Origin of the sequence: Spirosoma validum (assembly GCF_014699035.1) — a bacterium.
In the GTDB taxonomy this organism is placed as follows: domain Bacteria; phylum Bacteroidota; class Bacteroidia; order Cytophagales; family Spirosomataceae; genus Spirosoma; species Spirosoma validum.
In genome coordinates this window covers 200,457-219,427 of the sequence record NZ_JACXAA010000007.1, presented here as the reverse complement: position 1 = coordinate 219,427, position 18,971 = coordinate 200,457, and the positions used below count along the sequence as shown (strand labels likewise).

Annotated in this window: 20 protein-coding genes and 1 tRNA gene; 6 read left to right on the top strand and 15 right to left on the bottom strand. The window is 49.3% G+C overall.

The genetic code is table 11. From position 1 onward, the window contains the following. On the top strand, positions 1-219 hold the full coding sequence (locus IC230_RS19575) for a VF530 family protein (protein WP_191040730.1): 219 nt from the start codon (positions 1-3) through the stop codon (positions 217-219). Positions 220-237: 18 nt separating this feature from the next. Continuing rightward, positions 238-1,170, top strand: a complete 933-nt coding sequence (locus tag IC230_RS19570; RefSeq protein ID WP_317171805.1) for a glycoside hydrolase family protein — start codon at positions 238-240, stop codon at positions 1,168-1,170. Between the two features lie 47 nt (positions 1,171-1,217). Here the strand turns inward: IC230_RS19570 and IC230_RS19565 are convergent, their stop codons facing one another. From IC230_RS19565 to IC230_RS19540, 6 genes are all read right to left on the bottom strand, one after another. Then, positions 1,218-2,564: a Gfo/Idh/MocA family protein gene (locus IC230_RS19565; protein WP_191040729.1), complete on the bottom strand. Its 1,347-nt coding sequence runs from the start codon at positions 2,562-2,564 to the stop codon at positions 1,218-1,220. 103 nt (positions 2,565-2,667) lie between these two features. Beyond that, positions 2,668-3,741, bottom strand: a complete 1,074-nt coding sequence (locus tag IC230_RS19560) for a cupin domain-containing protein (RefSeq protein WP_191040728.1) — start codon at positions 3,739-3,741, stop codon at positions 2,668-2,670. A 101-nt stretch (positions 3,742-3,842) separates the two neighbouring features. After that, positions 3,843-3,917, bottom strand: a tRNA-Val gene (locus tag IC230_RS19555). 41 nt (positions 3,918-3,958) lie between these two features. Continuing rightward, positions 3,959-5,287, bottom strand: a complete 1,329-nt coding sequence (locus IC230_RS19550; protein WP_191040727.1) for an MFS transporter — start codon at positions 5,285-5,287, stop codon at positions 3,959-3,961. Positions 5,288-5,340: 53 nt separating this feature from the next. Beyond that, positions 5,341-6,240, bottom strand: coding sequence for an alpha/beta fold hydrolase (locus IC230_RS19545; protein WP_191040726.1), 900 nt, complete (start codon positions 6,238-6,240; stop codon positions 5,341-5,343). 92 nt (positions 6,241-6,332) lie between these two features. Beyond that, a complete protein-coding gene (locus IC230_RS19540) occupies positions 6,333-6,821 on the bottom strand; it encodes a hypothetical protein (RefSeq protein WP_223860722.1) in 489 nt (162 codons plus the stop codon). Positions 6,822-6,923: 102 nt separating this feature from the next. Here IC230_RS19540 and IC230_RS19535 point away from each other — a divergent pair, with 102 nt between their 5' ends. Both IC230_RS19535 and IC230_RS19530 read left to right on the top strand, forming a co-directional pair. Beyond that, positions 6,924-8,570, top strand: a complete 1,647-nt coding sequence (locus IC230_RS19535; RefSeq protein ID WP_191040725.1) for a T9SS type A sorting domain-containing protein — start codon at positions 6,924-6,926, stop codon at positions 8,568-8,570. 107 nt (positions 8,571-8,677) lie between these two features. After that, complete coding sequence (locus IC230_RS19530) at positions 8,678-10,714, top strand: thioredoxin domain-containing protein (protein ID WP_191040724.1); 2,037 nt, start codon at positions 8,678-8,680, stop codon at positions 10,712-10,714. Positions 10,715-10,734: 20 nt separating this feature from the next. Here IC230_RS19530 and IC230_RS19525 read toward each other — a convergent pair whose 3' ends face one another. Beyond that, entirely contained in the window at positions 10,735-11,175 is a 441-nt protein-coding gene (locus IC230_RS19525; RefSeq protein ID WP_191040723.1) for a secondary thiamine-phosphate synthase enzyme YjbQ, read from the bottom strand. A gap of 124 nt (positions 11,176-11,299) precedes the next feature. On the opposite strand from IC230_RS19525, the gene IC230_RS19520 reads away from it, so the two are divergent. Both IC230_RS19520 and IC230_RS19515 read left to right on the top strand, forming a co-directional pair. Then, positions 11,300-12,130, top strand: a complete 831-nt coding sequence (locus tag IC230_RS19520) for a toxin-antitoxin system YwqK family antitoxin (protein WP_191040722.1) — start codon at positions 11,300-11,302, stop codon at positions 12,128-12,130. Positions 12,131-12,390: 260 nt separating this feature from the next. Further along, complete coding sequence (locus IC230_RS19515) at positions 12,391-13,098, top strand: YciE/YciF ferroxidase family protein (RefSeq protein WP_191040721.1); 708 nt, start codon at positions 12,391-12,393, stop codon at positions 13,096-13,098. 89 nt (positions 13,099-13,187) lie between these two features. Here IC230_RS19515 and IC230_RS19510 read toward each other — a convergent pair whose 3' ends face one another. The 8 genes from IC230_RS19510 to ruvC form a co-directional block, all read right to left on the bottom strand. After that, complete coding sequence (locus IC230_RS19510; RefSeq protein ID WP_191040720.1) at positions 13,188-13,919, bottom strand: pirin family protein; 732 nt, start codon at positions 13,917-13,919, stop codon at positions 13,188-13,190. 10 nt (positions 13,920-13,929) lie between these two features. Continuing rightward, positions 13,930-14,454, bottom strand: a complete 525-nt coding sequence (locus IC230_RS19505) for a hypothetical protein (protein WP_191040719.1) — start codon at positions 14,452-14,454, stop codon at positions 13,930-13,932. Positions 14,455-14,531: 77 nt separating this feature from the next. Next, positions 14,532-15,284: a dioxygenase family protein gene (locus IC230_RS19500; RefSeq protein ID WP_191040718.1), complete on the bottom strand. Its 753-nt coding sequence runs from the start codon at positions 15,282-15,284 to the stop codon at positions 14,532-14,534. A 73-nt stretch (positions 15,285-15,357) separates the two neighbouring features. Next, positions 15,358-15,525, bottom strand: coding sequence for a Sec-independent protein translocase subunit TatA/TatB (locus IC230_RS19495; protein WP_191040717.1), 168 nt, complete (start codon positions 15,523-15,525; stop codon positions 15,358-15,360). A gap of 193 nt (positions 15,526-15,718) precedes the next feature. Further along, on the bottom strand, positions 15,719-16,105 hold the full coding sequence (locus tag IC230_RS19490) for a hypothetical protein (protein WP_191040716.1): 387 nt from the start codon (positions 16,103-16,105) through the stop codon (positions 15,719-15,721). A gap of 200 nt (positions 16,106-16,305) precedes the next feature. Continuing rightward, on the bottom strand, positions 16,306-17,670 hold the full coding sequence (locus tag IC230_RS19485) for a HAMP domain-containing sensor histidine kinase (RefSeq protein ID WP_191040715.1): 1,365 nt from the start codon (positions 17,668-17,670) through the stop codon (positions 16,306-16,308). After that, positions 17,667-18,362, bottom strand: coding sequence for a response regulator transcription factor (locus IC230_RS19480; RefSeq protein ID WP_191040714.1), 696 nt, complete (start codon positions 18,360-18,362; stop codon positions 17,667-17,669). Before IC230_RS19480 ends, IC230_RS19485 begins: the two co-directional genes overlap by 4 nt. 10 nt (positions 18,363-18,372) lie before the next feature. Next, positions 18,373-18,963, bottom strand: coding sequence for a crossover junction endodeoxyribonuclease RuvC (gene ruvC / locus IC230_RS19475; protein WP_191040713.1), 591 nt, complete (start codon positions 18,961-18,963; stop codon positions 18,373-18,375). Between the last annotated feature and the right edge of the window lie 8 nt (positions 18,964-18,971).

Below are 18,971 nucleotides of genomic sequence, written 5' to 3'. Positions count from 1 at the left end.
ATGGCCGATGCACAGCCCAATAACCCCTTACACGGTAAAACCCTCGAAATGATTTTAAATGAACTGGTCGATGCCTACGGCTGGAAGCAGATGGGCATCGACGTTAACATTCGCTGTTTTACCGACAATCCAAGTATCAAATCCAGCCTGACGTTTCTACGAAAAACACCCTGGGCCCGACAGAAAGTTGAAGAGTTGTACTTAAAAATGAAAGCCTAACGCGAACCATTTCCGACCGTGAATATAACGACAACGTTCTTTGCTCTTTTGCTGACAGGGTTGTTTTCTCAAACACAGATTTCACAGGATACAAAAGCCTTACAGACCAAACCTGATCCTGACTTTCCGGCCGAACTTGTTCAGTTCACTCCTTACAAAAACAATCCGGTTTTTTCGGGTACGGGCGCTGATACGTGGGACCAGAGGATTCGGGAGCGGGGGTATATTTTGCACGAAAACGATACGTATCACCTGTGGTATACGGGGTACCAGGATGGCAAAGACAAGATCAGAGTCCTTGGTTACGCTACGTCGACGGATGGATTTAACTGGACACGGTATCAGGAAAATCCTATTTATACTACCGGCTGGGTTGAAGACATGACGGTAGTTAAAGACGGCGATACGTATTACATGTTTGCGGAGGGAAAAGACGACGTAGCGCATCTGCTCACGTCAACGGATCGCATTACCTGGAAGGAGCAGGGGCCGCTCGACGTTCGATACATCAACGGCCAGCCGATCAGCAAAGGACCTTATGGAACGCCGACAGCCTGGAAAGAAAAGAATACCTGGTATTTATTCTACGAGCGGAAAGACCAGGCCGTTTGGCTCGCCACGTCCAAAGATCGAAAAGTCTGGACAAACGTACAGGATGAGCCCGTGCTGACGAAAGGCCCGGAAACGTATGACAAACACGCCATCGCGATGAATCAGGTCATTCGCTACAAAGGAAAATATTATGCGTATTATCATGCGTCCGCCTTCACCGACTGGCACGAGTGGTCGACCAACGTGGCGGTATCAAACGATCTGATTCACTGGAAAAAATACGCGGGCAATCCGATTGTGGGGGGAAATAAGTCGAGCGGAATTCTAGTCAATGACGGAGCAACGTTTCGATTATATACCATGCATCCGGCAGTTAATGTGTTTTTACCTGCTCAGTAACGTAGCGTGGACGGCCACGCGGACGTGACCGTCCACGCTACGTACGTTTAAACGACGGGTAACTTCCAGCCGTTGTGATAATGAGCCGCGATCATGGCGTTGGCCTGTGGGTCATTTTTAAAGCCTTTCGCGGCAGCATCCCAGTACACCTTCCGGCCGGTTTTGTAAGCGATATTACCCATATGGGCGTTAATAGCGGCAATGCTTCCTGTCTCTATACCGCATTTAAGCATACTGGCATCATTGGCTTTGATGGCCTGGACAAAGTTTTTCGTGTGTTCGCCCAAGTAGTCGCCATTACGTACCTGTTTGGGAATATCCTCCACTTTATAGACTTTGATGCCATTTTTGGCTTCGGTCTCAGGTAGTAATTCCCAGCCGTCCCGATTGAGCACCAGCGTAGCGTTATTGCCGATGAAGGCAATTCCTTCGGTACGTCCGTAATTGCCCCCGTCGATACCCGTAGCGTGTTCCCAGAGCATGTTGAAGCCCTCGTATTCATATACGGTCTGCAACGTATCGGGTGTTTCGGAGGCATCATCTGGGTAGGCGAGTTTGCCGCCCGAAGCCATCACTGATTTAGGCGCTTTGGCGTTCATGGCAAAGAGCGCAATGTCGATTTCATGAACGCCCCAGTCGGTCATCAGTCCACCGGCATAGTCCCAGAACCAGCGAAAATTGAAATGAAACCGGTTTGGGTTGAACGGACGTTTCGGCGCTGGGCCCAGCCACATATCGTAGTTAACGCCAGCCGGGGGAGCACTATCGGGCTTAACCGGCACAGGCTTCATCCAGCCCTGATACGCCCAGACTTTCACCATGCGAATGTTTCCTAGTTTCCCCGAACGAACGTATTCAATGGCTTTGGCGTAGTGAGAACCGCTACGTTGCCATTGTCCGATCTGAATCATTTTAGTCTGCTTGCGGGCCGCATTGAGCATCAGATTACATTCTTCGATGCTATTCGCTAGGGGCTTTTCGCAATAGACGTGCTTGCCCGCCGACAGCGAATCGATCAACGCCATGCAGTGCCAATGATCCGGGGTTCCGATAATCACCGCATCGATGTCCTTATTTTCCAGCATCTTCCGATAATCTTTGAAAAGCTGAGGCCGTTTGTGCTGGATGGTCTCAACGTCAGCGGCTCGTTTGTCCAGCACACTCTGATCGACATCGGCTATAGCAACGCATTCGACGTCGCTCATCATCAAATGAGAGCGTAGGTCGGACCAGCCCATCCCATTGCAGCCAATTATGCCAAGTCGGAGCTTATCACTGGGAGCAACTCGTTTTCGCTGACTGGCGATTGCTTCAATAGAGGGAAGGCTAATCAGCCCGGCTCCTATGGCGGTCATCGCCGAATTGCGTATGAAATTTCTGCGCGTGGTTGTCATGTGTTGGTCAGAGTTTAGCAATAGACCGATGGGTCTGTCTATAAAAGCACAAGCAACCGTTTACCTAATCAGGTTAGTTGCAACTGGTGATCCGAAAAGCTTACTAGTTTTTCGACGCGAGTTTACCGGCCAGCCAAAAGGAAAAGCGAACCATAGTCGCCTGAACCGGATTCATGGATGTATCGGGTGGGGGCGATACAAAATACAAATCCAGCTTGCCGTAATTTTTCAAAACCCGATCAATGCGGGCAGGACCTGGTTTTTCGGGTAACGTGTGTTCAGGATAGGGCGTACACAAAGCATCGAAGAATGGCTCGAACAAGCCAGGACTTAGCAGTCCAATAAATTTGGTATACGGGCTATCCAGACGATACGAATGCTTTATGTAGGGCGGAACATGCAAAAAATCGCCGGGTTTCAGGGCAGTAATCTGCCCCTCATTCCACATGGTCATTTGTCCTTCCAGCGCATAGAAACATTCCGTATGACGTTTGTGATAATGCTGGATAATGGCATGGCCAGCCGGTCCTTCCGTCAGGACAACCAGATACTGCCCTTCGGAGTTGTTTTGTCTGACTAAAAAGGTTTGCAACTGATCTTCAACGATTAAATGTTCGCCACCGCCTTTGCGGATGACGTAGGGCAGGGGACCATCTGGACGCTTAATAGTTGAAACCTCCTCCGCGGGCAACACGCGATCAAACCCATCAACGAGTTGGAAATCTACATTTTCGGAAACGGTATAGACCGACTCTCTTTCCGTTTTTTCGTTCTCAGACAATTCCCTGAATAGCGACGATAAACCACCCACTCCCGAAAAATACAGCGTTCTGGTAGCCGGGGTAATACACTCGATTTGATGGGCTACGCCTTTGGGAATATGACCAAAATCGCCGGCCTTAAGATGATACGTTTTATCCGGAAAAGACAAGAGTAATTCACCCGATTCTACATAGAGACTCTTGTGCGTTTTCGTGTGCCTATGAGCAGGTAGACTAAATCCATTCGGCGCTACTACATCAACAACTTCCACTACGTCTCCTGATTGATCACGCGAGGCAATCAGGGTAATTTCGGCTCCATTGAATGTTACTTTTGGCCCTTCGTCTGCTCGTAGTAAATAGGCCGGTGGATTGGTTTGTGTCATTGGGTTCAGCTGATACAGGGCTTTGTCCATAAGTAGCGACAGGCTTACCCGTAAAACGAACCAGATGTAAAGAACTACCCATAAACAGAAAAAGGAATAGACCACAATTGAAGGTGATCTATCCCTTTTAGTAGGAAGTAGCGGGCTCGAACCGCTGACCTCTGCTCTGTCAAAGCAGCGCTCTGAACCAACTGAGCTAACCTCCTTTGTTCTCCTGAATTGGCCGATGCGTCGGACCGGTGCAAACTTACGAAACTTCCTCTGTTTCTAAACGAGTGCGGTAAATTTTTTGCGAGGGAATTCGTAGTAAAAGCACAAATCCGACCACAAATAACACCAGCAGCGCCAGGACGCTGTTACGCATGTTGCCTGTTAATTGCTCGATCAGGCCATAAACCAACGTACCAAATACAGTCGACGTTTTGTCGGTGACATCGTAGAAACTGAAGTAGGAAGCTGTATCGGTCGTGGCCGGAATGAGTTTGGAATACGTTGAGCGTGACAAAGATTGAATGCCCCCCATTACCAGACCCACAACACCTGCCAACCCGAAAAACTGCGCTTCGGTTTGGACGTAGTAGGCGCCAGCGCAAACACCAATCCAGATCGCTACGGCGGTCATGAGTGAGTACGTATTCCCGAATCGTTCTGAAAGTCGCGAGAAGCCGTAAGCACCTGGAATAGCCACTAGTTGAATTAACAAAATGGTAATAATCAGGCTTTGACCCGGTAGTTTTAATTCATCGCTGCCGAAAATCGTAGCCACGTACATCACGGTTTGCGCGGCCATGTTGTACACGAAAAAAGCCATCAGAAAGCGTTTGGTCAGGAGGTGTTTCTGTAGTTCTGCCCAAACATGGCGTAGTTCCTTAAATCCGTTCAGCAAATAATTGCCGCCCCGGTCAGGATCGGTCTGGTTCGTTACTTTTCTCGTGCCGTCGGGCAGCCGGCTAAACGGTATCTGGGCGAACCCAATCCACCACAAGCCAACTGTCAGGAAGGCAATGCGTGAGGCCATCGCTTCGGAGATGTTACCAAACCATTCCCGCTTCAGGATGACCAATAGATTGAAAACCATGAGCAATACGCTCCCGATATAGCCCATCGAAAACCCCCGTGCGCTGACCCGGTCATATTGATCTTCGGTGGCAATGTCGGGGAGGTAAGAATTGTAGAAGACGATGCTACCACTCCAGCCAATCAGGCTGAGCCAGAAACAGATAACGGCAAACGTAGTGGTTTCCTGAACGAAAAAATAGAGTAAGCTGCAACTGATAGCGCCGGTGTAACAAAACACTTTCATAAACAGCTTTTTCTGTCCACTATAATCGGCGATGGCCGAGCAGATGGGGGAGAGGATTGCCGTAAATAAGAAAGCGGCCGAGATGGTATAGGAAAACAGAACGGAGTTTTTAATGGAAATGCCCAGAAAATTGATCACTGGTCCACCAGTTTCGTTCAGCGCTGTTGCCGAAAAATAAACCGGAAAAATACTGGAGACAATGACGAGCGCATGGACGGAATTGGCCCAGTCGTAAAACGTCCAGGCGGTGAGGATACGGGGGTTATTTTTCATAGGAGAAAAGGGAAGAAGGGGAGAAAAGGGAATAGAGGAAAGATGGAAATCGGCTATGTACCTTTATCCTTTCCGCCCCTTCTTCCCTTTTCTCCTTCCTCCCTCAAAAACTCAATCACTGCCTTCGTAAAGGCATGATTTGAATCGCCTGCGACCATGTGACCTGCCTCCGCTACGTTTACGCTCTGTACGTGGGGAACGGCATCCAGAAATTCGGCGACGACTTTATCACTCACGACGTCGCTCATGCCCCCACGCACGATCAGCGTTGGGACGGTAAGCGAACGGGCGGCCGCGTAGAGTCGTTCTTCGTTACGTATGGCCTGATCAGGGGTTGAGTTTTGGCGCCACAAGGTCAGCATGGTTGGGTCCCAGTGCCAGTAATAACGCGCTTCGCCGTTTGGTCTCTCCCGTAGTCGTAAATTTTTCTCTAACCGACTGTGGTCAGAAGGACGTGACCGATGGGGGAGATAAGCTGCGACGGCTTCGGCAGCTTCATCCAGCGTAGCGAATCCATGCTGATTGCCGCTCATAAACGCAAAAATTCGTTCGATTCCTTTTTGCTCCGAACGGGGTGCAATATCGACCAGCACGATGGCTGAACAGATCGAATCTCGGTTAGCGGGGCGCTCACCTTCCGCAATTAGCGCCATCATGCCACCCATCGAGGCCCCAACAATGGCAGGTTTTTGCGTAAGCTGGCCTGCTACAACCCGTAGGTCGCGGGCTAAATACTCGATGCCATAATGCCCGGCTGCTGACCAGTCGCTATCGCCGTGTCCGCGTGCATCCAGCGCGATGGCGTACCAGCCGGCTTCGGCCAGCACCTGCGCTGTATCGCCCCACGAGTGGCGAGTTTGTCCGCCACCGTGTAGTAATAAAACTGGCGGATTTGCCGGATCGCCCCAGGCATCGCCCCTGATGTGGAATCCTGGCTCCGTTTCAAATGTCATAGGAACTAAAAAATGAATGGTGAAATGAGTGAGTCAGTGAATAGCTAGCGCAGACCTTTACTCACCCATTTCACCATTCACTTATTACAACGTTACAGAACCGGATCAAAAACCATATAGATATCCGTTTTCTTTCCGTCCACTGAGGCTTTATTGTCCTGCCGTAAAATCAATCGGCTCTTCGTCAGCTGGACAATCGGAAAGTTGCCCTGGAATCCCGTTACGTCGACGTCGATTGACTTGTTATCGGCCGCTAGTTTCCAGGTCCCCCCGTTGATCACTGAATTGGCTTGCAGCGGATCGAGTGCGTTGACCCTACCGTTGTTCCGAAACTGCATGTTTAGCGTGAAAAGACTTTGGCTAAACAAATCGAGCCGACTTTTATTGATTTCCTGCCCATCGGTCGTTGTGATGCTGGTCGTATGCCAACTATTCGCAACCAAAAGATCCGTTTGCGTAGCCTCCGTTGGGGTCGGATTAGCGGAATTGTCATCTTTCTTACAGCTCGTCAGAACGCACAAAAAGAGACTGGTAATGAGCATAATTCGAAACGAATTCAGGATTCTATAGGACTGGTTCATGCGTTCGTATTTAGGATAGTAACGACGAGTGGTTCGTTATTCGTTTGACCAATAGGCCGCTTTGCGCCCCTAAATTCCGTAGTTTTGATCAAACTTCAAGCAATGCGCGTTTCTTTCCGACTTTTCTTTTGGTGGTTAATGGGAACAGGCTTCGGTCGTTTTCCAACCGTAAGCGCCCAGCAACAATGTGCTGATCGACTGACATTCACACCCGTTAGTCAGCCTAATCAGATTGAATGGAGTAAATTTCCTGACTTTACGCTTCCTTTTCCAGTCATCTATGGTGGCCCTCGGTTCACAGATTCGCAGGCCAGTCCGTTACGTCACGGGTTCAGTCACCTGGTGACTATAAAAGATAATGAGTATGGCTCCCTGGTCCAGCCGAAGCAGCGCGCTTTTGTGTATTATGGCTTTGCTACCGGGCTGAATCAGCCCTGGGAAACCATCGAAAGTCCGTGGGCAAACGACATGAATGCCTATTATGCCAAGTGGGAGAGTTTTCTGGCGGATATCTCCAGCGGTCAGAAAAATGCGGCCGGGCAGTACGTATTACCAATGGGACGACTGGCCTTAGACATTGAGCGCATTCAGGAAACCGACCCGCGCATTCTGAGGCTTAAGCAGGATACGCGTGTACCCGAAACGTATCGGCAGCTGTCGGACGCCGACTTTGTGGCAGCCTACAAAAGAGATATGCGGAATCTATACGCGGAAGGCATGCGCTACGTTCGCCAGCGGGCTGATCTTAGTAATGTTAGCGTCAGTAGTTACGCGGATACGCCCATCCTGAATACGTACTTAAATATTCCAACGTTTAGCTGGGCCGACTGGACATCGAATCTTGATCGGGTCAATTATTTAGTGAAGAAACAGGATGGTAACGGCGTTGGCGGTCCCTACTACGATCAGTTGGATGCTTTGTCACCTTCGGCTTACTATTTCTACGACTACCCGAGTCCTCTGGCCGAAGATTATCTGCCGTATCTATTGTTTCACGTAGAGGTCAATCGAGCCTGGAGCAACAAGCCCGTGGTACCCTGGGTCTGGATGCGGTATCATGATTCGTCGAACACCCCCCTTCGGTTTATTCAGCCATTCATGGCCGAAGCCACGGCAATTTTTCCGTTTTTCTCGGGCGCTTCTGGCTTGTGGCTTTGGGAGAACCCAACGTTCGGGGCAGAGCGTAACGAGGTTTATGCCGTCTACGAACACTTTACGCATGGACTCTATCGGTTATCCAAATTTGCTGATATGTTTCAGGGGAGTTACGAGCTGGTTATCGAAACGTCGGCCCGTGATCTGCTGGACAAACAACTGCCCGTTTGGCGGGGCGTTGTTAAGGGAAATAAAATTTTGGTAGCTGCCCATAATTCCTACGCGACTGACGGTCAGAAAACGAGCCTGACTGTGCGCTACAAGTCCTGGCAGCAGACCATTGAGCTAACGGGCCGGGAAGTTTACTTATGTAGTTTTGACATGGGGAACGTAACGGCCACCGAACCTGCCCTGCCGAACGTAACGGTTTCCCCCAATCCGGCGCAAACGGATGTAACCGTGGCTTTCGAACAACTCCCTCCCGTAGCCACTACCGTCGATTTACTGAACACACTGGGGCAAACTGTCGTTAGGAAAGCAGCCACCAGCAAAGCCGAAACAATGGACGTAGCGTCATTGCCCACGGGGCTATATGTTCTCCGAATTCAGAACGGAACCCAGATTCAAACGAAAAAGATAATTATTACCAGGTAGGCACTTTGGCACAAAGCAGAGGGGTAGGGACAAAGAGTTTATGATCTATTCTCTATCTAACCCCTCCGCTTTTCGCCCCATGCCCTCCGCCCTTATCCCTCTGCCCTATGGCGAATCAACTGCAATACGAAACCAGCCCCTACCTGCTTCAACACGCGAATAATCCGGTCGATTGGTATCCGTGGGGCGACGAAGCGCTGACGAAAGCGGTTGATGAAGACAAGCCCATTCTGGTCAGCATCGGGTACTCGGCCTGCCACTGGTGCCACGTCATGGAACACGAATCGTTCGAGAAGGAAGACGTAGCGCGGGTCATGAACGAACATTTCGTGTGCATAAAAGTCGATCGTGAAGAACGGCCGGATGTGGATGCGATTTACATGGATGCCGTGCAGGCGATGGGAGTACAGGGCGGCTGGCCGCTTAATGTGTTTCTGATGCCGGGTGCGAAACCTTTTTATGGTGTTACGTACGTTCCGACCAAAAACTGGATTCAACTGCTCGGCAGTATCCGGTCGGCTTTTGACGAACACCGGAACGATCTGACGCAATCGGCGGAGGGTTTTGCAACAGAACTGAACCTGAGCGATACCGAACGCTATGGCCTGACTCAGAACGATCCGCTGTTCTCTACTGAAACACTCGACGTATTATACCGAAAAGTGTCGGTGAAGACTGACGATGAGAAAGGCGGTATGCGTCGGGCGCCGAAGTTTCCGATGCCGAGCGTCTGGCGATTTCTGCTGCGATACTATGATGTGATGGGGAACGATGCGGCCGTACATCAGGTTCGGATTACGCTCGATCGTATGGCGCTGGGCGGTATTTACGATCAGTTGGGGGGCGGGTTTGCCCGCTATTCGACAGACGCTGACTGGTTTGCCCCCCATTTCGAAAAAATGCTCTATGACAATGGACAACTGCTGACACTCTATGCAGACGCATACAGCTTAACCAAAAGCCCGTTGTACAGGCACGTCGTTTACCAGACCATTGGCTTTGCGCAACGCGAACTGCTTAGTCCCGAAGGCGGCTTTTTTTCGGCGCTCGATGCGGATAGCGAAGGCGTAGAGGGTAAATTTTATACGTTCACGACAGAGGAACTTCGTCAGCAGTTAGGCGCTGATTACGACTGGTTTACCGACTTATACAACCTGACGGAGGGGGGTAACTGGGAGCATGGTCGTAACATTCTTCACCGCACGGAACGGGATGAAGACTTTGCCGAACGCATGGGCTGGTCGCTGGATGAGTTGAACGTACGACTGGACGCTACGCATATCCAACTGTTGCAGGTACGTAACGCGCGCATCCGGCCGGGGCTGGACGATAAGATTCTGTGTTCCTGGAATGGGTTGATGCTGAAAGGACTGGCGACGGCGTATCGCGTTTTTAATGAACCGGAATTTTTAACCCTGGCCCTTCGACTGGCTTACTTCCTGCTGAAAAAAATGCGCGATAGTCGCAACGGTCGTTTGTGGCATACCTATAAAAATGGTCGTGCCCGGCAGGCTGGTTTTTTAGAGGATTATGCTGCTGTGATCGATGGACTGTTAGCGCTCTACCAGGCTACATTTACCGAAAACTGGCTGACCGAAGCGGATCAGTTGATGCAATACGTACTAACTAATTTCTCGGATACAGGTGCAGCTGAAACGGGACCAGACCCTATGTTCTTTTTCACGGATAAGAACGGTGAAGAACTGATTGCCCGGCGAAAAGAACTGTTCGATAACGTCATCCCATCGTCAAACTCCATGATGGCCGAAAATCTATACGTACTAAGTCTGTTATTGGAGCGACCGGATTATGCCGACCGCGCCGATCAGATGTTGGGACGTATACAACCATTGGTGCAACAAAACGCAGACTACCTTACAAACTGGGCTACTCAATTTGCGCTACGTGCCCGACCTACCGCCGAAATTGCTGTGATCGGCCCCGAAGCGGAACAATTTCGAGCCGAATTAGACGCCGAGTTTTACCCAAACAAAGTGCTCTGCGGAACCTTGGAGAAAAGTGATTTGCCACTCTTACAACAGCGAGGACCAATTGATGGCAAAACGGCTATTTACGTGTGTTACAATCGAGCGTGTCAGTTGCCCGTCACGAGCGTTGCCGAAGTATGGCGCTTGTTGCGATGAACTATTTGCTATAAAATCGTTCATCGTTCATCGTTCATCATTTCTCCCCAAGCCGTTAGCACCAACGTTCGGCGTCCGCCATCGTTACGGTGTTCACCTAAATAAATACCCTGCCAGGTTCCCAGATTTAACCGTCCATTCGTAATGGGAATCATGACGGAGTTTCCCAGCATAGCCGCTTTTAGGTGGGCAGGCATATCGTCGGAACCTTCGTAATCGTGTTGATAATAAGGTTCATTTTCAGGAGCTGTTTTATTGAAAAAACGCTCAAAGTCACCACGTACCGTCGGGTCAGCGTTCTCGTTAATGGTCAGACTGGCGGAAGTGTGCTGAATGAATACGTGCAGAATCCCTACCCGAATTTGCTGCAGGTCTGCAAACTCACGCTCAATGGTACGGGTAATCAGGTGAAAGCCGCGTGCGTAAGCGGGTAACCGAAGGGTTTGTTGAATGGTTTGCATGAAAACGGTTAAATACGTAGTAGAGAACTAACCATTTCCGGTACTAATCAGTTGTCAACGTAGCAGTATTTCTCCCTTACTTTTCACTTAGGTAAGTAAGTTTTAGGACAAGCACATATGTGTCATGAAAGTCTTCCGTCTTCTGTGGCTATTTCTCCTAGTCAGTCCATCCGTGTGGGCGCAAATGGATTCTACCCAACGGTCGCTCGATAACGTAACGCGCCGAATCCATGCCGAATACGACGAGGAAATTATGTATTACGGTAAGCGAAATGAATATTTTACCGTTCGGATTTTTCGGAAAGACGGGATGTTGTTTCGACTCGATTCCTACATGTTAGCCCCGAAAATGCTTCCTAATGGTTTTCAACTGGATAGCCTTAGTCGGATTATCCGGTATGGACCAACGAAAATTATGTACCCGACCGGTAAAGTGTACGTAAGCTGTGAATACAAAGATGATTTGCTGCAAGGACCCTTTATGGTTTTTTACGAAGACGGATCGATCAAACGCAAGGAGTATTTTAAGGCGGGTCGTATTACAAAAAGCCAATGTTACAGCCCGGAAGGGGAATCATACCGTTGTGAGCCGTTTTACCAGCCAACGAAGTTCATGGGTAAATCGAGCGACCTGGCCGGGTATCTACAACAAAAGCTAGGAACCGTGCTCGATGGCGATCGAATACGGAAGATTACGGCAACCTTGACAATCAATGAGATCGGTCAGGTTATTCATGTCAGTACGTCGGTGAACGCTGTTCCATCGGCCAATCAGCAGGTTCCGGCGGTGGCCAGCTACGTTCAGCAAATTATCCGAAGCATGCCTGAATGGGTGCCCGATAAGTTTAACTGGAAACCGGCTGTCAACGACGGTGTCGCTACGTCGTCGACCTGCGTTTTATCGGTTTTTCGCCTGTATGGTTCGTTGCAATACGACTTATCATACCGGATGTAGACACCGAAATCGGCTGTTGCCCATGCCTGGTTAAGCTGAAGAACCTTCTGCGTGACGGCCATCATTATCTTATTGTTAAATGATAGTCTGAGCTTCGTAAAGCTGGTATGGGGAATTGTCCCCCTACTCTACATAACTTGTAGAAAAATATAAACACAAAGTTTTCTGCGGGATCTACAAAGAACAGAGTATCAGATGTTGGCATGAAATTGGCCTGAGTGAAGGAAAACAAACTACCTAATTTCAAAACCACAGAAACCATGGCAACATTTGGAGAACGCATCGCAAATTTCTTTGGCGGCACTGATACCGACACGCAGGAAGGACTGCAAGGTCTGTTCATTACCGAACTAAAAGATATTTATTACGCCGAAAAGCAGGCTGTTGACGCATTGGGCGAACAAGCCGACGCTTCTACAACCGACGAGGTGCGGAATGCTTTCCTGCAACACCAGGAAGAGACACGAGGACAAGTAGCACGGTTGGAACAAGTATTCAGCATCATTGGTATTGAGGCCGAAGAAGGCTCGTGCGATGCCATTGACGGACTCGCCGATGATGCACAACGTGTTGTATCGAATACGGATTCGGGTTCGCTAACACGGGATGCTGGACTGATCATCGCTGGTCAGAAAATCGAACACCATGAAATTGCCTCGTACGGCTCGGTCGTTACGTTCGCGAAAGTACTGGGCTACGACGAAGTAGCTCGTCTTCTTCAGCAGACGCTGGACGAGGAAAAAAACGCGGATAAAAAACTGACATCGCTGGCTGAGTCGTTTATCAACAGTCGTGCGGCTTCAGAGCAGGATAACGATACGTATCGGAATGACGATGATGATATCAACCGGGAAAGCGTAGTGAATCCCGACGGAACCCGCTACTCCAATGATACAATAAGTGGTTCAGCCACAACAGGCTATAACTCTCGTAACGATGCTACGTTAGGTGGTACGTTCGCTATATAGATAGTACAATTTCGAAAACGAGTAAAAATGCCAGCCCAATCATATGTGCTGGCATTTTTGCAGAAATACATTCCTGAAGTGAGACGTGATTATTGATGTATGGGAACCTCCAGCAACAAAAGAAGGGCGTCGTTCGACAGCGCTTCGAAATCCACTACGTTATTCTGTATATCCAGCAACGCCAGTCCATCCCGCTCGTGGAGCAGTCGGTTTTGTACTTCAAAAGCCCCACTTAAAACAAAGACAAAAACTCCCCTGGCGGGTTGATCGGGTTGTGATTCCGATACTTTATAAATACCTTCTTCCCGCCCGTCGTACCGACCAATAAAACCGCAAAATACTTGCTCTGGCTTCGTGTTGTTTTCGTCAAAAAGGGGCAACAGCTCATTTTTCGTTTGGAGGTCGAACGGAAACTTCTGAAAGGCTGCTGAGAAAGCCGGAGATGTATTCGCAAGCCAAATCACTACATAGTTGATCCACTCGGTTTCGTATGGGTTGATGATTTCGTAAGCCATACCACTGGTCAACGAAAAAATCTGCGCTTGTCCCGTTTCCAGAAACCCGTCACCGACATCGCTTTTGTACTCGAGCCCACCAACAAGCGGGATGAGAACAACTTCTGTATTGCCTTCTACCTGCATACGGACGCTGTGCCCCGCCTTTAACAGATCGTCATTCAGGAGTTGCAGGGCACCGAACGGTTGGCGACTTTCGTCGAAGTACTGACCAAAGTTGAAATTGTGATAACTCCGGAAATGATCAATCTGGGAAGTGCCGCGCTGATCAGCTAAATAAATCTGGGCCTGGGTTTGCGTATCCATACACTGTTCGTTAGGCGGCTCCTCCGTTCTGGAATGACGAAATACTTAAATACGGTTGCAGTATGATCATGTCGGTATCGATCGCTTTGCCTTCCTGTATTACCTCGCGCTGGTCGCCATAGGTAATCAACAGCGTGTTGTCGATCGTGTCGAGCCAGGTTAGTGGCTCACTGAAGAAGATAATAGCAATGCGGTGCGCTTCTTTGTTCTGAACGTGCGACTGGATAATCTCAAATTTGAATTGCGTAAACGGCAGGCATAGTTTTCCGGACGTATTGGCGACCTCAGGAATGAGTCCATTCAGCTGACGGATATAACCGATTGCGGCTGCACTGGTTTGATTATGAAGTCGATCGGCATTCGGTACGTTATCCAGCAACTCCTGAAACGTAGTGTACTTATTTTCCTGGTTATACGATTGGGCCTGCATGTAAAACTCCATGTACGTGTCATCGAAGACGTATTTATCCCACAGTTTTTGGGAGGTTGCATCGATGATTTTTCGATAACTCAAGCGGATGATGCCTTTTACCATACGACAGCCAGAATATTAACTGAAATTGCCTCACAAAAGAGGCAATTTGTAGTTCATGTTTCAATAATGTACCCCACTCAGGCACTAACAACAATGGTGTGCGTCAGGGTGTATCCACCCGACAGACTGCCTGAAACGGTCGCTAACTCATTGGTATAGCCATCCCCGAACACATTGTCCTTTTCATTAAGCGTATCCTGAGCACCTTTGGTGTAGCCATACGACTGCCCCGTCGTATAGACCGTATTGGTAATATCGTACGGGAAAGCGATCTGAGTGACCAGCAACGATTTACCGGATGAATTGTAAATATGCACGTGAACGTGAGGGGCCCGTCCTGAATACCAGCCTGGAAAAATTGAGGTGAAAGCGGCCAGGCCGTTCGCATCAGTTGTCTGACGACCACGCAGGAAGTGAACACTCGTATAATTCGTGCTCTGCATCCCGGTGCCGCCGTATTCGGAATAGTTACCTGCCTTATCGCAATGCCAGACATCGACCAGGGCACCGGCTAATGCAGCACAGCTGCTGTTGGCATTTTTGATGGTAATGTTCATCGTAAACCCTATTCCGGTTTGACCATCGGTGATGTCTTTCCGAACGTAGCTGGCTGGGCTTTTGGTTGGGAAAGGCCCTTCTGTTTCGCTGTTGGTAACCGTACAGTTGCTGGATGAACTACCGTTCGTTGACCCCGTTGAGGTGCTCGTTCCAGTGCCTGTTGTTGTCGTTGGATCAATTTCTGTTTTGCTGCATCCGCCTACGAGAGGAGCAATGGCAGCTATACCTAATAAACTACCGAATCCGCGTTTTAAAAATTCTTTACGTTCCATGAGGTTGGAAATGAGGGTAGTAGAATGACAATTTTAGAAAATGAATGATTCATTGACAGAGCCTAAGGAGACCTTACGCCGAAACATCCTTGATGCTGTCTTTAACGTCCTGAGTCGCATCCTTAAATTCCCGGATACCTTTTCCCAGACCACGCGCTAATTCGGGTAATTTTTTGGCACCAAAAAATAAGAGAATGGTGCACAGAATCAGAACAATTTCAGAGGTGCCTAAGCCAAACATAAGCCTGATGTTAGTAAGATAAGATCGGGTTAGTAAATCCCGTTTTAATCTATTAGCGCAAAAAGGGGTGGTTTCGTTGCACGCTATCTTCACTTGTAGGTAAACACATCAATTCTGTCGGTGAATGAGTGAGTGGGCACAAAAAAACACCCCGACTCAGAGAATCGGGGTGTTGTAAACATCGGCAGGTCGATTACTCGTTACCGGCTGATGTTTCTTTTGACTGTGGTTTTGCTGAAATTTCCTGTGTTGATTCGGGAACTGGCTCACTGACGCGCTGAATTTTGTAATTCCGTGATGCTACATCGGTTTGGAGCGTATGCGGAAGCACAACACCACCTACAGGTGTTAGCCCAGGCATCTGGTGCTTGTAATTGGCCAGTTGATTGACAGCGGTTGAGGGAGGAGTAACCTCCAGACTCTTATCCGTAGTCCATCGTTTAGCCGTAGCCGCTTTGTTGGCGTGTTTATAGTTATGCGTCGAGTACGTAACGTCATTGCGTAGTTTGCGGTCGTCCTGCGCACTTGCCGTTAAAACCGTTAAACCTATGATGCCGAGAGTGAATATGAGCGTTTTCATGATTATTGAGCGAATTAATGTGTAATCCATGCCACAAGCGTATCCGATGATCGGCTGCTACGTTGACAACACAAAGGTCCGACCTTAGCGTTAGGCTCGTGTTAGAGGCACATTAGAATGAGATTAGAAAACGTGGATAAAGCAAGGCCAACTCAATCAAAAAAGCCCGATAAACAGCTGAGGAAGCTATAAAATGACCTCTAGATCACCGGAAACGTGAGCGTAAAGATCGTGCCCATGGCATTCGTTGATTCGACGGTAATCGTGCCCTGGTGCAAACGTATAATACGTTCCGTAAGCGAAAGACCTATGCCCGAGCCGGGTATTCCAATGGCATTATCACCTCGTCGGAACGGAACGAAAATATCGGGCAGTTGATCGGCAGAAATAACGGGTCCGTGGTTCTGAAACGTTACCCTGGTGGCTTTTCCCGTGGCCGTGAGCTCAACAAAAACGGTATGGTCGGGTGAGAACTTTCCCCCATTTTCCATCAGGTTAAACAAGGCAGTACGTAGAAGAGCGTCATTTCCCGTCAGTTGCCAGCCACGCGTAGAAAAGGGGAGAGGGACGACGCTTACCTGAATTGCGTACGTAGGATTCAGCCGCTGAACTTCGGTGCGTACCTGCTCCAGCAACGTATCGATATTGACGATACTCATCGGTACCGCCGACTCGTCCATGCTGACTTTTGTGAGCCCTAAAAGCCCGTTGGTCAGTCGATTAAGTCCCCGGACGTCTTCCAGCACGGAATGTAACGTAGCGCGCAGTTCGTCGGGGTTTTCGTCAGCTAACAATGAGACTTCCAGTTGGCCGGTAATAGTCGTCAAAGGAGTTCGGAGCTCATGAGACGCATGGCTGACAAAGGCACGCTGCATCCGGAATGCCTCTTCCAGTCGGTCGAGCATCCGGTTGAATCGGCGGGCCAACTGTGTCAATTCGTCGGGGTGCGGTCCTTCGGGCAGTCGTAATGACAATTGCGAAGCGTTCACTTCGTCTATACGTTGGTTAATCCGACTAATGGGTTCCAGCGATCGACCGGAAAAATAACGCCCAACGACCAGCATTAGCACTGTCATAAAGCCCCAGCCAATTCCCAGAACAATAGCCAGATTATGTTGATTACCAAGCCCGTAAATGTCTACTGCCGATGTGAAAACCAGCAGCCGTTTTGATTCGTCAACGAACAAACTCCCTACGATTTCGCGGTCGCCTTCCTGCCAGTAAATTTCCTTTTGCTGACGAACCTGCGCTAACGTCGTGGGGGCAATGGTCAGGTAATCGCTACCACTTTCGTAAATGATCTTGTTCTGATCGTTATAAATAATCAGTTCTTCGTGAGGAAGCACCGTGATCTGGTTCTTATCCAGCAGCTTGTACAACGTCGGGCTAATGGTTTCCTGGCCAAACAAAAGTTCGGCAGACGTATTGGCTTCAGCTTTTAGCCGGTTTTGGAAATCTTTTTTGCGGTGCTGAGACGTGATGGCGTAGATGAATAGACAGAAAATGACCAGCATCGATGACACAATGATGGTAAACAGAAGCGTCAGGCCGTTACGTATGCTCATTTTTCTTTCAAAACATAACCCATGCCGACCAGCGTGTGAATAAGCTTAACGGGCGCATCTTTATCTATTTTTGTTCGTAAATAGCTGATATACACGTCGATTACGTTCGTGCCTGTGTCGAAGCCAACGTCCCAGACCTGTTCGGCTATATCCACGCGTGACACAACCCGTCCGGCGTTTCGCATGAGGTATTCGAGCAGAGCAAATTCGCGGGCGGTTAAATCGATGGTTTTGCCCATGCGCCGGGCGACGCGCTCATCACGATCCAGTTCCAGGTCGGCCACGCGCAATACCCGGTCGACTTCTTCGGGCGGAGCGATCCGACGTAGCAGGGCCCGCACCCGAGCCAGCAGTTCCAGAAACTCAAAGGGTTTTACCAAATAATCATCAGCACCCGCTTCAAATCCCAGCAACTTATCGATGGTCGTATCCAATGCCGTTAGCATCAGAATCGGGATGGGTTTGTTGCGGCTACGGATATACTGCGCTAGCTCTAACCCACTGACAAAAGGAAGATTAACGTCCAGGATCGCCAGATCATACTCATTCGTATTGAGCATCTGTTTCCCCTGGCGGCCATCGTGCGCTACGTCAGCCGAATATCCCTGCGTTTCCAGGCCCTTTTTAATAAACGTAGCGACTTTAATTTCGTCTTCAACGACCAGAAGATGGGGCCTGGAGCTGTTAGTCATACACAGAAGGTTACATCACCCGGCCGGTATTCTCACTCACAAACGCACCCCAGGCTCCTTTTTTGTTCTTTTTACCGGGAGCAACCGGTAAGGCATTTTCGTGAAAGTGGTGGCAAACGGCAATGGCCAACGCATCGGTAGCGTCGAAAAATTTGGGGTCCAAGTCTTCTTTCAGCAAATGACTGACCATGTGCGACACCTGATCCTTGGTTGCATTTCCGTTGCCCGTTACCGATTGCTTGATCCGCCGGGGGGCGTACTCCACAATCGGAATATTGCGCGACAATGCAGCTGCCATCACAACGCCCTGCGCCCGGCCCAACTTGAGCATGGCCTGAACGTTCTTTCCAAAAAACGGATCTTCGATAGCCATCTCATCGGGATGGTATTCGTCGATCAGCCGCAGGATGGTTTCGTAGAGTTTCTGGAGCTTCAGTTGGTAGGTCGTATATTTGCTCAACTGAACGACGCCGTACTGAATCATGGTCATGGCGCCTGCTTTCACCGAGATGATACCGTAACCGGCAATTTGCGTACCGGGGTCTACGCCGAGAATGATTTTCTCTTTGGTAATGTCGGTGGATTTGGGCGTGATAATCATGATTGGGG

Excerpts from the sequence above, each read along its gene's own strand:
- IC230_RS19575 (WP_191040730.1), top strand. The coding sequence starts at position 1 with ATGGCCGATGCACAGCCCAATAACCCCTTACACGGTAAAACCCTCGAA.
- IC230_RS19565 (WP_191040729.1), bottom strand. The coding sequence starts at position 2,564 with ATGACAACCACGCGCAGAAATTTCATACGCAATTCGGCGATGACCGCC.
- IC230_RS19560 (WP_191040728.1), bottom strand. The coding sequence starts at position 3,741 with ATGGACAAAGCCCTGTATCAGCTGAACCCAATGACACAAACCAATCCA.
- IC230_RS19550 (WP_191040727.1), bottom strand. The coding sequence starts at position 5,287 with ATGAAAAATAACCCCCGTATCCTCACCGCCTGGACGTTTTACGACTGG.
- IC230_RS19545 (WP_191040726.1), bottom strand. The coding sequence starts at position 6,240 with ATGACATTTGAAACGGAGCCAGGATTCCACATCAGGGGCGATGCCTGG.
- IC230_RS19540 (WP_223860722.1), bottom strand. The coding sequence starts at position 6,821 with ATGAACCAGTCCTATAGAATCCTGAATTCGTTTCGAATTATGCTCATT.
- IC230_RS19535 (WP_191040725.1), top strand. The coding sequence starts at position 6,924 with ATGCGCGTTTCTTTCCGACTTTTCTTTTGGTGGTTAATGGGAACAGGC.
- IC230_RS19530 (WP_191040724.1), top strand. The coding sequence starts at position 8,678 with ATGGCGAATCAACTGCAATACGAAACCAGCCCCTACCTGCTTCAACAC.
- IC230_RS19525 (WP_191040723.1), bottom strand. The coding sequence starts at position 11,175 with ATGCAAACCATTCAACAAACCCTTCGGTTACCCGCTTACGCACGCGGC.
- IC230_RS19520 (WP_191040722.1), top strand. The coding sequence starts at position 11,300 with ATGAAAGTCTTCCGTCTTCTGTGGCTATTTCTCCTAGTCAGTCCATCC.
- IC230_RS19515 (WP_191040721.1), top strand. The coding sequence starts at position 12,391 with ATGGCAACATTTGGAGAACGCATCGCAAATTTCTTTGGCGGCACTGAT.
- IC230_RS19510 (WP_191040720.1), bottom strand. The coding sequence starts at position 13,919 with ATGGATACGCAAACCCAGGCCCAGATTTATTTAGCTGATCAGCGCGGC.
- IC230_RS19505 (WP_191040719.1), bottom strand. The coding sequence starts at position 14,454 with ATGGTAAAAGGCATCATCCGCTTGAGTTATCGAAAAATCATCGATGCA.
- IC230_RS19500 (WP_191040718.1), bottom strand. The coding sequence starts at position 15,284 with ATGGAACGTAAAGAATTTTTAAAACGCGGATTCGGTAGTTTATTAGGT.
- IC230_RS19495 (WP_191040717.1), bottom strand. The coding sequence starts at position 15,525 with ATGTTTGGCTTAGGCACCTCTGAAATTGTTCTGATTCTGTGCACCATT.
- IC230_RS19490 (WP_191040716.1), bottom strand. The coding sequence starts at position 16,105 with ATGAAAACGCTCATATTCACTCTCGGCATCATAGGTTTAACGGTTTTA.
- IC230_RS19485 (WP_191040715.1), bottom strand. The coding sequence starts at position 17,670 with ATGAGCATACGTAACGGCCTGACGCTTCTGTTTACCATCATTGTGTCA.
- IC230_RS19480 (WP_191040714.1), bottom strand. The coding sequence starts at position 18,362 with ATGACTAACAGCTCCAGGCCCCATCTTCTGGTCGTTGAAGACGAAATT.
- ruvC (WP_191040713.1), bottom strand. The coding sequence starts at position 18,963 with ATGATTATCACGCCCAAATCCACCGACATTACCAAAGAGAAAATCATT.